Annotated in this window: 11 protein-coding genes; all 11 read left to right on the top strand. The window is 62.9% G+C overall.

What is annotated here, in order from left to right:
• The 11 genes from ACIPY2_RS04715 to gap all read left to right on the top strand — a co-directional run bounded on the left by ACIPY2_RS04715 (position 1) and on the right by gap (position 12,939).
• Positions 1–777, top strand: coding sequence for a trans-aconitate 2-methyltransferase (locus ACIPY2_RS04715; protein WP_400265219.1), 777 nt, complete (start codon positions 1–3; stop codon positions 775–777).
• Positions 778–919: 142 nt separating this feature from the next.
• Positions 920–1,300, top strand: a complete 381-nt coding sequence (locus tag ACIPY2_RS04710) for a GntR family transcriptional regulator (RefSeq protein ID WP_400265218.1) — start codon at positions 920–922, stop codon at positions 1,298–1,300.
• 65 nt (positions 1,301–1,365) lie between these two features.
• Positions 1,366–4,293: an excinuclease ABC subunit UvrA gene (gene uvrA, locus ACIPY2_RS04705; RefSeq protein WP_400265217.1), complete on the top strand. Its 2,928-nt coding sequence runs from the start codon at positions 1,366–1,368 to the stop codon at positions 4,291–4,293.
• A gap of 80 nt (positions 4,294–4,373) precedes the next feature.
• Positions 4,374–5,090 carry an HAD hydrolase-like protein gene (locus tag ACIPY2_RS04700; RefSeq protein ID WP_400265216.1) on the top strand — a complete coding sequence of 239 codons (717 nt, stop codon included), beginning with the start codon at positions 4,374–4,376 and terminating at the stop codon, positions 5,088–5,090.
• On the top strand, positions 5,077–5,745 hold the full coding sequence (locus tag ACIPY2_RS04695; protein ID WP_400265215.1) for a lysophospholipid acyltransferase family protein: 669 nt from the start codon (positions 5,077–5,079) through the stop codon (positions 5,743–5,745). Before ACIPY2_RS04700 ends, ACIPY2_RS04695 begins: the two co-directional genes overlap by 14 nt.
• Before the next feature lie 55 nt (positions 5,746–5,800).
• Positions 5,801–7,813, top strand: coding sequence for an excinuclease ABC subunit UvrC (uvrC, locus tag ACIPY2_RS04690; RefSeq protein ID WP_400265214.1), 2,013 nt, complete (start codon positions 5,801–5,803; stop codon positions 7,811–7,813).
• A 115-nt stretch (positions 7,814–7,928) separates the two neighbouring features.
• On the top strand, positions 7,929–8,852 hold the full coding sequence (gene rapZ, locus ACIPY2_RS04685; protein WP_400265213.1) for an RNase adapter RapZ: 924 nt from the start codon (positions 7,929–7,931) through the stop codon (positions 8,850–8,852).
• A complete protein-coding gene (gene yvcK / locus ACIPY2_RS04680; protein WP_400265212.1) occupies positions 8,852–9,868 on the top strand; it encodes a uridine diphosphate-N-acetylglucosamine-binding protein YvcK in 1,017 nt (338 codons plus the stop codon). Before rapZ ends, yvcK begins: the two co-directional genes overlap by 1 nt.
• A 13-nt stretch (positions 9,869–9,881) precedes the next feature.
• The gene (whiA, locus tag ACIPY2_RS04675; RefSeq protein WP_018777554.1) at positions 9,882–10,862 is read left to right on the top strand and encodes a DNA-binding protein WhiA; all 981 of its coding nucleotides are present in this window, start codon (positions 9,882–9,884) and stop codon (positions 10,860–10,862) included.
• Positions 10,863–11,033: 171 nt separating this feature from the next.
• Entirely contained in the window at positions 11,034–11,657 is a 624-nt protein-coding gene (locus ACIPY2_RS04670; protein WP_400265211.1) for a superoxide dismutase, read from the top strand.
• Between the two features lie 271 nt (positions 11,658–11,928).
• Positions 11,929–12,939, top strand: coding sequence for a type I glyceraldehyde-3-phosphate dehydrogenase (gene gap / locus ACIPY2_RS04665; protein WP_400265210.1), 1,011 nt, complete (start codon positions 11,929–11,931; stop codon positions 12,937–12,939).

Genomic DNA, 12,939 nt, shown 5'->3' with positions numbered 1-12,939 from the left:
ATGAAGTGGGATCCGTCCAAGTATGTCGAGTTCGGCAACCACCGGGACAGGCCGTTCCACGACCTCGTGGCCCGTATTCAGGCCGACGAACCACGCAGCGTTGTGGACCTCGGCTGCGGGCCCGGGAACCTCACCGCCACCCTGGCGGCACGATGGCCCGCCGCCCGGGTGCTCGGGCTGGACTCCTCGCAGGAAATGCTGGCGAAGGCCGCCCGACTCGCTGTCCCGGGACAGTTGGAGTTCGAGCAGGCCGACATAGCGGACTGGACCCCGGACAGGGACGTGGACGTGGTGGTCACGAACGCCGCCCTGCAATGGGTGCCCGGCCACCAGGACATGCTGTCCGGATGGTTGCAAGCCCTCCCGCCGGGGGCGTGGTTTGCGCTCCAGGTGCCCGGAAACTTCACCTCCGCCTCGCATGCGCTGATGCGAAAACTTGCTGAGTCGCCCACGTGGGCGTCGCGACTGGACGGGGTCCTGAGGCACGAGGGCGCGGTCGGCAGTCCGGCGGACTACCTTGAAATAATGCTCGACGCCGGGTGTACGGCCGACGCTTGGGAAACGACCTACCAGCAACTGCTTCCCGGTAAGGACCCCGTCCTCCAATGGGTGCGGGGGACCGGGCTGCGCCCCGTCCTGGCAGCCTTGTCGGAGGAGGAGGGTCTTGAATTCGAGCACGAGTATTCCACCCTCCTGCGGCAGGCATATCCGGAGTCCGCGCACGGTACGCTCTACCCCTTCAGGCGGATCTTTGCTGTCGCCCGCAGGAATCCGTGAGTCAGGCGCAGCCCGCGGACAATCTTGAATTGCGCGTTGGCTTGAACCGGCACTGCGTCGCTGGTCTAATTCTCGGCATGGACCAAGGAAGCTTCACCGTCCCTGCCGCCGCTCGCAGGGTCCCACGCACATGGTGCAGGGAATGAGCGGGCCAGGGGATTTCCCCGGTTCGTGGCGCCCAAACACCAACAGCGGCGTGGCCTTGTTCGAGCAGCTCAGGCTGCGCATCATCGAGCTTGCGGACTCGGGGGTACTGGCTGTTGGCGCCAAACTGCCGCCTGTCCGCAATCTTGCCGGAGTCCTGGACGTCGCTCCACACACCGTGGCCCGCGCCTACAAGGAACTCGAAGCTGCCGGGGTGGTCGCCACCCGCGGGCGGAACGGGACTGTAGTTTGCGCCAGGGACGATCGCTGGGGTGCCCTCGCAGAAGTGGCCGGACAATATGCTGCCGCGGCCAAGGCGCAGGGAGCCTCGTTCGCCGAGGCTGTGCAGTTGCTGGCTGCCGCCTACGACGCCGATTAGTACCCGCCGGTAAGGTGTGAGGAACACCATGGAAATTCGAAGACGTTTTCGACTAGCATTGGTGGGTGCCCAAAGCCTTAGCTGAAGATACAGCCGTCCATGACCTGAACCCTGTTTCCGTCGCACCTGATACCAAGCCCGTGCGCCCTGATTTGTCCCGGCTGGTAGTCAAGGGTGCCCGCGAGCACAACCTCCGCAACGTGGACCTGGACCTGCCACGGGACGCGATGATCGTTTTCACGGGTCTCTCCGGCTCCGGCAAGTCCTCGCTGGCTTTCGACACCATCTTTGCCGAAGGCCAACGCCGCTACGTGGAGTCCCTCTCCGCCTATGCCCGGCAATTCCTTGGCCAGGTGGACAAGCCGGACGTCGATTTCATCGAAGGCCTCTCACCGGCTGTCTCCATCGACCAGAAGTCCACCAGCAAGAACCCCCGTTCAACCGTGGGCACCATTACCGAGATCTACGACTACATGCGTCTGTTGTGGGCACGCGTGGGCCGCCCGCACTGCCCGGTTTGCGGGGAACCCATCACCCGGCAGACCCCCCAGCAGATTGTCGATCAACTCCTGGAGCTGGACAAGGGCACGCGTTTCCAGGTTCTTGCGCCCGTTGTACGCGGCCGCAAGGGCGAGTTCGTAGACCTTTTCAAGGAGCTCACGGCAAAGGGCTACTCCCGGGCCCGGGTGGACGGGGAACTGGTCCAACTCAGCGATGCCCCCAAGCTCGGCAAGCAGTTCAAGCACACCATCGAGGTTGTTGTTGACCGCCTCGTGGTCAAGGAAGAGATTGGCCAGCGGCTCACCGATTCAGTTGAAACCGCCTTGGGCCTGGCGGAAGGCCGCGTCCTGGTCGAATTCGTGGACCTCGACGCCGATGACCCGGGCCGGATCAGGGCGTTCTCGGAAAACCTGGCTTGCCCGAACGAGCATCCGCTGGCCATTGACGAGATCGAGCCGCGTTCGTTCTCCTTCAACAACCCCTTTGGCGCCTGCTCAGCCTGCAGCGGTATCGGCACGCGACTTGAGGTTGATGAGGAATTGATCGTTCCCAACCCGGAGCTGTCGCTTGCCGAGGGTGCGATTGCTCCCTGGTCACTCGGGACAGCAACCACCGAGTACTGGAACCGCCTCCTTGAAGGCCTGGCCCAGGAACTTGGCTTCTCTATGTCCACCTCGTGGGAGAAACTGCCCAAGGACGTCCGCAACACTGTGCTGCACGGCAAGGATCACAAGGTCGTAGTCCAGTACCGGAACCGGTTTGGTCGCGAACGCAAGTACAGCACTGGATTTGAAGGGGCCATCCAGTACGTCCACCGAAAGCACGGCGAGACGGATTCGGACTGGGCCCGGGACCGTTACGAGGAATACATGCGGCAGGTTCCGTGCCCCGAATGCAACGGAGCCCGACTCAACCCTGCCTCCCTTTCAGTACTCATCAACGGCAAGTCCATTGCCGAGGTGGCCGCACTACCGATGCGTGAGTGTGCGGCGTTCCTGGCCAACCTGACCCTTACCGGCCGGGAGGCGCAGATCGCCCACCAGGTGCTGAAGGAAATCCAGGCCCGGTTGACCTTCCTCCTCGACGTCGGCCTGGAGTACCTGAACCTGGAGCGGCCCTCGGGTACGTTGTCCGGCGGCGAAGCCCAGCGCATCCGTCTCGCCACGCAGATCGGCTCCGGACTTGTCGGCGTGTTGTATGTCCTGGATGAGCCGTCCATCGGCCTCCACCAGAGGGACAACCGCCGCCTGATCGAAACACTGACGCGCCTGCGCGATCTGGGCAACACCCTCATTGTGGTTGAGCACGACGAAGACACGATCCATGAGGCCGACTGGGTGGTGGACATCGGACCGGGAGCCGGCGAGCACGGCGGCCAGGTGGTCCACTCCGGTACCTATAAGGAACTCCTGGCCAACACCGAATCCTTGACCGGCGACTACCTTTCGGGACGCCGGAAGATCGACGTGCCCGCAAAGCGCCGCAAGTACGACAAGAAGCGCGAGCTCAAGGTTGTGGGCGCTCGGGAGAACAACCTCAACAATGTGGACGCAACCTTCCCGTTGGGACTGTTCACGGCAGTCACGGGCGTCAGCGGCTCAGGTAAGTCCACTTTGGTCAATGAGATCCTCTACAAGGTCCTTGCCAACAAGCTTAACGGAGCCAAGCAGGTCGCCGGACGGCACCGTACGGTCAACGGCCTGGAGCATCTGGACAAGGTGGTGCACGTGGACCAAAGCCCCATCGGCCGGACTCCTAGGTCCAATCCCGCCACGTACACCGGCGTCTTTGACAACATCAGGAAGTTGTTCGCGGAGACTACGGAGGCGAAGGTCCGCGGTTACCTTCCCGGTCGCTTCTCCTTCAACGTCAAGGGCGGGCGCTGTGAAGCCTGCTCGGGTGACGGCACGTTGAAGATCGAGATGAACTTCCTGCCGGACGTCTACGTCCCCTGCGAGGTCTGCCATGGAGCCCGCTACAACCGGGAGACCCTGGAAGTCCATTACAAGGGCAAAACCATCGCAGATGTGTTGAATATGCCCATCGAGGAGGCCGCGGATTTCTTCGCTGCCTTCACGCCGATCGCCAGGCACTTGAAAACCCTGGTGGATGTGGGCCTGGGCTACGTACGCCTGGGGCAGCCGGCCACAACGCTTTCCGGTGGCGAGGCGCAGCGCGTCAAGCTTGCCGCTGAACTCCAGAAGCGTTCCAACGGCCGCAGCATCTACGTGCTCGACGAGCCGACCACCGGCCTGCACTTCGAGGACATCCGGAAGTTGCTGATGGTGCTTCAGGGCCTGGTGGACAAGGGCAACACCGTCATCACCATCGAACACAATCTCGATGTCATCAAGTCGGCGGACTGGATCGTGGACCTCGGCCCGAACGGCGGTTCGGGTGGCGGCCGGATCGTGGCCACAGGCACTCCCGAGCAGGTAGCGAAGTCCACGGAGAGCCACACAGCAAAGTTCCTGGCCGAGATTCTCGGTTAGGCGGGGTTCACTACAGCAGAAGTATTCCCGTAGCGGCATGCGAGTTTCAGGCATGCCGCTACTTGTGGGAAACTAACCCGGTGACTCAAACAAAGGTGCCCGTAATATTCGATCTGGACGGCACCCTCGTCGATCCAGCCGGCGGTATCACAGGCGGCATTTCCGCAGCCCTCCGCGAAATGGGCCTTCCGGTTCCTGAACAAGCCATCCTGAACTCCATGGTGGGTCCCAAGCTCAGTGACTCCTTGCTCCATCTGGCCGAGGTGCCCGCCACGTTGGTGGATGAAACCATTGAGCGCTACCGGAGGCATTACAAGGAGACCGGTATTGCCAGGAGCAAGTTGTATCCGGGCATCCTTGAACTCCTGCAACTTTTCACGGAGTCCGGCCGCCCAGTGGCCGTAGCTACGCAAAAACCCCAGGGCATTGCCCGCCTGGTGCTGGAACACCATGGGATAGACCACTTCTTCGCAGGCATCCACGGAGCTGCCGACGATGAATCCTTGGGAGCCAACACTGCCCCCGGAAAGGCCGGGATCGTCGGTGCCGCCCTGGCTGGCCTGCACTCCCGGCGCGCCGTCATGGTGGGGGACAGGCACCAGGATGTCGCGGGAGCCATGGCCAACGGCCTTGACTGCATCGGCGTCAGTTGGGGCTTCGCGCCGGACGGAGAGCTTAAGGAGGCCGGCGCCGTGAACGTGGTGGACACGACGCTTGAGCTCCAGGAAAAAATTGAAGAACTTGACGCTGTCAGTACGGCGGCCCTGAGCGAGGTACATAACGATGGCAGTCTTTGATGCGATCCGGTGGACTACCCGTGGACTGATTTCCACTACCTGCCGGCCAACGGTCATCGGTTTGGAAAATGTTCCCAAAGAGGGGCCGTTCATTGTTGCCCCCAACCACCTCTCTTTCCTGGACAGCGTAATTGTCCAGGCCCTCATGCCCCGTCCGGTGGCATTCTTTGCCAAGGCCGAATATTTCACCACCAAAGGTGTCAAGGGCGCCGTCATGAAGTCGTTCTTCGAGGCCGTCGGTTCCATACCGGTGGAACGTGGCGAACAGGCAGCAAGCGTCCAGGCCCTGAAGACCTTGCTGGACATCCTTGAGGCGGGAAAGGGCATCGGCATTTACCCGGAGGGAACGCGATCGCGCGATGGCATCCTTTACCGGGGGAGGACGGGCGTAGGCTGGCTGGCCCTGACTACCGGGGCGCCGGTCATTCCGGTTGGCCTGATCGGTACCGAGAAGCTCCAGCCCGCCGACAAAAACGCGGTCCGTCCACAGCACTTCACCATGAAGGTTGGCGAGCCCTTGTATTTCGACAAGACCGGTCCCGATCATTCGCTGCCGGCGCGGCGCGAGGTAACGGACCGGATCATGGACGCCATCGCCGCGTTGAGCGGCCAGGAGCGTTCCACGAGCTACAACCAGAGCAAGGTGGCCGAGTAGCCGGGAACCCGACCGGATGGCAAAGAGTGTCGGTCCCGTTTACTAGACTGGAACAGTGGCACATCCAGCAAGTTACCGCCCCAAAACGGGTGAAATACCCACTACTCCCGGGGTCTACCGTTTCCGCGACCCCCATGGCCGGGTCATCTACGTGGGCAAGGCAAAGAACCTCCGTTCCCGCCTTAACTCCTACTTCGCCAACCCGGCAGGCCTGCTGCCGAAAACACACGCCATGGTCCACGCGGCCAGCAGCGTGGAATGGACGGTCGTAGGCAGCGAATTGGAGTCGCTGCAGCTGGAATACACCTGGATCAAGGAATTCAAACCGCGGTTCAACGTGGTTTTCCGCGACGACAAAACGTATCCCTATCTTGCCGTCACCATGGGGGAGAAGTTCCCTCGCGTCCAGGTCATGCGCGGGGAGCGGAAAAAAGGCACGCGCTACTTTGGCCCTTACACGGCAGGCGCCATCCGGGAGACCATGGACACGCTCCTCCGCGTTTTTCCCGTGCGCAGTTGCAGCGCCGGCGTCTTCAAGCGCGCCCAGGCAAGCGGGCGGCCGTGCCTCCTTGGCTACATCGACAAATGCTCGGCGCCGTGCGTTGGCCGCGTCACCCCGGATGAGCACCGGCTGCTGGCGGAGGATTTCTGTTCCTTCATGGGCGGTGAGGCCAAGCGCTTCATCAACAGGTTGGAAAAGGACATGGCCGCGGCGGTAGCGGAACTGGACTATGAACGCGCCGCCGGACTCCGCGATGACATCATCGCGCTGCGAAAAGTCTTCGAGCGGAACGCCGTGGTCCTCGCCGAAGACACCGACGCCGATATCTTTGCCCTGCATGACGACGAGCTGGAAGCATCCGTCCAGGTATTCCATGTGCGTGGCGGCCGTGTCCGGGGCCAGCGGGGCTGGGTGGTGGAAAAGGTGGAGGACGCCACCACGCCGGAGCTGATCGAACATTTGCTTCAACAGGTCTATGGCGAGGACAGCGAGGTGCAGGGCCGCATTCCCCGTGAGGTGCTGGTCCCGGAAGTACCCAGCAACCAGGAAGAGCTTGCGGAATGGCTCGGGGGCCTGCGCGGCGCCAAGGTGGATATCCGCGTGCCGCAAAGGGGTGACAAGGCCGCCCTGATGTCGACAGTCAGGGAGAACGCAGAGCAGGCACTGAAGCTGCACAAGACCCGGCGCGCAGGTGACATCACCGTGCGTTCACTGGCCCTGCAGGAGTTGCAGGAAGCCCTGGAACTGCCGGTGCCCTTGCTTCGCATTGAGTGTTTCGATATTTCACATGTCCAAGGCACCAATGTGGTGGCCTCGATGGTGGTGGTCGAAGACGGCCTGCCCAAGAAATCCGACTACCGCAAATTTTCGATTACCGGCCCGGCTGCGGCGGACGATACTGCCGCCATGCACGACGTCCTCACGCGCAGGTTCAGGCACTATTTGAACGACAAAGCCGCACAGGTCCCCGTCTCCGGGGAAGTAGTGAACCCGCTCCAAGCCAAGCCAAAGGCCGGAACGGAAGAACCGCCGTCGGACCCAACGGCGCCGGCACCCAAGGCCAAGTTCGCCTACCCGCCCAACCTGGTGGTGGTGGACGGCGGCCAGCCGCAGGTCAACGCTGCGGCCCGTGCCTTGGCGGAACTGGGAATCGAGGATGTCTACGTGGTGGGGTTGGCCAAGCGGCTGGAGGAAGTCTGGCTCCCTGACAGCGATTTCCCCGTGATTCTTCCCCGCACCTCACAGGGGCTGTACCTGCTGCAGCGGATCCGAGACGAGGCACACCGCTTCGCCATCACCTTCCACAGGCAGAAGCGCGGCAAGGCCATGACGGTATCCGCCCTCGACGGCGTTCCGGGCCTTGGCGAGGCCAAGCGGAAGGCGCTTGTGGCCCACTTTGGATCCCTCAAGAAAATCAAGGCTGCAACGGTAGAGGAACTCACCTCGGCCAAGGGCATCGGTCCGGCCCTCGCAGCAGCTGTGGTACAACACCTGGGATCCGGTGAAGACGCAGGTGAGGGCTCCCCGGCCATCAACATGACTACCGGCGAAATCCTTGAATCTTAGCTAGGGTAAGAACTTGACCGTTGGCAGGATCCACGCAGGATGCCACGGCTCCTGCGTGCCGGACTTTGGCCGGTGCTACTGCGACACACGACTTCCGAGGAAACGGGGACTACTGATGGACGAGGCAACGGCAGGTTCCGGCCCGGAGCAGGACGGCATGACGCCCGTCAAGCCGCCGGAAGCCGAGCTGCTGGTGGTGACCGGCATGTCGGGGGCCGGCCGAAGCACGGCATCGGATGCCCTGGAAGACCACGGCTGGTATGTGGTGGACAACCTTCCGCCGCAGATGCTTGGCACACTGGCCGAGATCGTGTCGCACGCGCCAAAGTCGATTCCCAAACTCGCAGTGGTGGTGGACGTTCGCAGCAAGGACCTGTTCACCGACATCCAGACTGCGCTTGGGGCGCTGAGCGCCACCGGCATCACGTTCCGCGTTTTGTTCCTGGATGCCAGCGACGACGTCCTGGTCCGCCGCTTCGAGCAGGGCCGGCGTCCGCATCCCCTCCAAGGGGGCGGCCGCATCCTGGATGGCATCGGAATTGAACGCGAAGTCCTCCGTGAACTCCGCGAGCATGCGGACGTTGTGCTGGATACCACCGATTACAACGTCCATGGGTTGGCCACCGCAATCACTGAACTCTTCAGTGATACCGGCCCAGTGACCTTGCGCCTGAACGTCATGAGCTTCGGCTTCAAGTACGGACTGCCCGTGGACGCGAACTTCGTTGCGGACGCCCGCTTCATACCCAACCCGCACTGGGTACCCAACCTCCGCCCGCATACGGGCTTGGACCAGGACGTCAGCGACTACGTCCTGGCAGCGGACGGGGTGCACGAGTTCGTGGATCGCTACGTCAGCGCCCTGGAACCTGTTTTGGATGGCTACCGCCAGGAAAACAAGCACTACGCAACGCTCGCCGTGGGCTGCACGGGCGGCAAGCACCGCTCGGTGGCTGTCGCCGTCGAACTTTCCAAACGGCTGGCCCAATATCCGCGTGTCACTGTCACCACCACGCACCGCGACCTGGGGCGCGAGTAATGGGGGTCCTGACCGGCCCGCTGCCCCTCATACCCCCCAAAGGCGTCCCGGGCAGCCAGCAAAACAAGAGTCCGTCCGTCGTGGCGTTGGGCGGGGGACACGGCTTGGCCGCTTCGCTCTCGGCCCTCCGCCTCCTGACCTCCGAACTCACGGCGATCGTGACGGTAGCGGACGACGGCGGTTCTTCCGGGCGCCTGCGCGACGAGTACGGCGTCCTGCCGCCGGGTGATTTGCGGATGGCCCTGAGCGCCCTGTGTGACGACACCGACTGGGGCAGGACCTGGCGGGATGTCATGCAGCACCGATTCAACGCCGGCAGCGCCAAAGGCGGGTCATTGGACCATCACGCCATGGGCAACCTGCTCATCGTCACGCTCTGGGAGCTGCTGGGGGATACCGTCGCGGGCTTGAAGTGGGCCGGGGCGCTGCTGGGGGCACGGGGCCAGGTGCTGCCCATGTCCAGCGTCCCCCTGACCATCGAAGGCCAGGCACGCGTGGAACTGCCCGGCGGCCTGCACGAACTGCAGACGGTGCGCGGACAAGCCAAGTGTGCAGTGGCCGGCAAACTCGAAGAAGTGCGCCTTCTTCCCGAAGACGCACCGGCTTGCACCGAGGCGCTCACTGCCATCGAACTTGCAGACTGGGTGATCCTGGGCCCCGGCTCCTGGTACACGTCAGTACTCCCGCACCTGCTGCTGCCCGAACTCCGGCAAGCCTTAGGTGAAACCACAGCCAAACGCTGCCTCACCATGAACCTGGATGTCGAGACCAAGGAAACGTCCGGGATGACCGCCGCGGACCACCTTGACGTCCTGCGCCGCTACGCGCCCGAATTCAGCGTGGACGTTGTCCTTGCGGACCCGGCTGCCGTCCAGGACCTCAAAGCATTCGAGAAGGCTGCCGGGATGATCGGCGCGGAAGTGGTGTTGGGTAGAGTAGGGGCGTCGAGACGCCGCCCGGTCCATGATCCGTTGTTGTTGGCAGCGGCGTACCACGATATTTTCGGGAACAGTTAGGAACACATACTCGATGGCACTTACCGCGTCGGTCAAGGACGAACTGTCCCGGCTGGACATCAAGAAGTCCTCAGTCCGCAAGGCCGAAGTATCGGCGATGCTCCGTTTCGCCGGCGGCTTGCACATCATCTCCGGGCGCATTGTCATCGAGGCCGAAGTGGACCTGGCCTCCACTGCCCGCAGGCTGCGTGCCGCCATAGCAGAGGTCTACGGACACCAAAGCGAAATCATCGTGGTCTCGGGCGGGGGACTGCGCCGCGGCAGCCGGTACGTGGTCAGGGTGGTTCGTGACGGCGAAGCGCTGGCCCGGCAAACCGGCTTGCTGGACGGCAGGGGACGGCCTGTGCGGGGCCTTCCCTCGGTGGTGGTCAACGGCTCGGCCGCCGATGCCGAGGCCGTGTGGCGGGGCGCCTTCCTGGCCCACGGATCGCTCACCGAACCGGGGCGGTCATCGTCGCTCGAGGTCACGTGTCCGGGGCCGGAGTCAGCCCTGGCCCTCGTTGGCGCAGCCCGCCGGCTGGGTATCCAGGCAAAGGCCCGGGAAGTGCGTGGCGTGGACCGTGTGGTCATTCGTGACGGTGACACGATCGCGGCATTGCTGACCCGCATGGGCGCCCACGATGCCCTGATGGTTTGGGAAGAGCGCCGCATGCGCAAGGAAGTCCGAGCCACGGCCAACAGGCTGGCGAACTTCGACGACGCCAACCTTCGCCGCTCCGCACAGGCAGCAGTGGCAGCCGGGGCCAGGGTGGACCGCGCTTTGGAAATCCTCGGTGACGACGTCCCGGACCACTTGAAGTACGCCGGCGAACTCCGGGTAGCCCACAAACAGGCCAGCCTGGACGAGCTCGGACGGCTGGCTGACCCGCCCATGACCAAGGACGCCATTGCCGGACGCATTCGCCGCCTGCTGGCCATGGCCGACAAACGTGCTTTGGACCTTGGAATTCCGGGTACTGAAGCAAATGTGACTCCCGAAATGATGGACGAGTAATTCCGCCCATAGAATCAACAGGGTGCGGAGGAAATACTGCGATGCCGGCACGGGTTGTTCCCCGTGGAGGCGGAAAGTTGTCCACCGCCAAGGATTTCCGGCCGCCAAGCCGGCCGGATGAACAGAACGAGTTACCAACCCGGACTTCGGTCCATGACATTGGAGGATTTCGTGACAGAGTACGTTCTGCCCGAGCTCGGCTACGACTACGCAGCACTCGAGCCGCACATTTCGGCGAAAATCATGGAGCTGCACCACAGCAAGCACCACGCCGCCTACGTAGCCGGCGCCAACAACGCGCTTGCCCAGCTGGCGGAAGCACGCGACAAGGGTGACTTCGCCAACATCAACCGCCTCTCCAAGGACCTCGCGTTCCACACCGGCGGCCACATCAACCACTCCGTGTTCTGGAACAACATCTCCCCGGACGGCGGCGACAAGCCTGAAGGCGAACTCGCAGCGGCCATCGATGACGCTTTCGGTTCCTTCGACGCGTTCCGTGCACAGTTCAGCGCCGCAGCCCTGGGCCTGCAGGGCTCCGGCTGGGCCTTCCTTGCCTACGAGCCGATTGGTGGAAACCTCGTCATCGAGCAGCTCTACGATCAGCAGGGCAACGTCGCTGTCGGCACCACCCCGCTGCTCATGCTCGACATGTGGGAGCACGCCTTCTACCTGGACTACGTCAACGTCAAGGCCGACTACGTCAAGGCTTTCTGGAACATTGCCAACTGGGCAGATGTAGCCAAGCGCTTCGAAGCAGCACGCGCGAACGCCACGGGCCTCATCGTCCTCTAGTCGGTTGGAACCTGTTCACGCCGGTGTAACAAAAGTCACTTTTTTAGTGAATTAGGACCAAATGCTGAAAAGCCTGCCCTCGCAGTTGCGGGGGCAGGCTTGGTTAAACGTAAGATGGATCACGGAAGGCGGTTAGCCTTCAGCAACGTGGCTGGTCGCCCTCCGATCTGATAATCACCTCTGCCCAATGACGTGCGGGGTCTGTTGGTTGGACCTCAAAAATCCGACTCACGAGGCGTGCTTGCAAGAGCACCAAGGAGATTGACAAACAGTGACCACCCGTATTGGCATCAACGGCTTCGGCCGCATCGGACGCAACTACTTCCGCGCAGCGCTTGCCCAGGGCGCAGACCTTGAGATCGTCGCAGTCAACGACCTCACCAGCCCCGAAACCCTGGCCCACCTCCTGAAGTACGACTCCGTCGGCGGACGCCTGACCCAGTCCGTGGAAGTTGTCGACGGCAATATCGTCGTTGACGGAAAGTCCATCAAGGTCCTTGCCGAGCGTGACCCCGCCAACCTTCCGTGGGCAGACCTCGGCGTTGACATCGTCATTGAATCCACCGGTTTCTTCACCAAGGCCGCAGCAGCCAAGAAGCACATCGAAGCGGGCGCCAAGAAGGTCCTGATCTCCGCTCCCGCCAGCGACGAAGATATCACCATCGTGATGGGCGTCAACGACTCCCAGTACGATCCCGCAGAGCACAACATCATTTCCAACGCGTCCTGCACCACCAACTGCCTCGGCCCGCTGGCCAAGGTAGTCAACGACGCCTTCGGCATCGAGCGCGGTCTCATGACCACGGTTCACGCCTACACGGCAGACCAGAACCTGCAGGACGGTCCCCACGGCGACCTGCGCCGCGCCCGGGCCGCTGCCATCAACATGGTGCCGACCTCCACGGGTGCCGCCAAGGCCATCGGACTGGTGCTCCCCGAGCTCAAGGGCAAGCTTGACGGCTACGCCATCCGCGTTCCGGTTCCCACCGGCTCGGCCACTGACCTCACGGTCACCGTTTCCCGCGAAGTTACCGTCGACGAGGTCAACGCCGCGATCAAGGCTGCTTCCGAGTCCGAGCAGTGGGCCGGCATCCTGACCTACACCGACGCCCCGATCGTATCCTCGGACATCGTTGGAGATCCTGCCTCGTCCATCTTCGACTCCGGCCTCACCAAGGTCATCGGAAACCAGGTCAAGGTTGTTTCCTGGTATGACAACGAATGGGGCTACTCCAACCGCCTCGTCGACCTCACGGAGCTCGTTGCATCCAAGCTGGGCTAG

The organism is Paenarthrobacter sp. NPDC089675 (assembly GCF_044749185.1).
GTDB lineage: Bacteria > Actinomycetota > Actinomycetes > Actinomycetales > Micrococcaceae > Arthrobacter.
The sequence above is the reverse complement of the archived record's forward strand: the minus strand, read 5'-3'. Positions and strand labels throughout refer to the sequence as shown.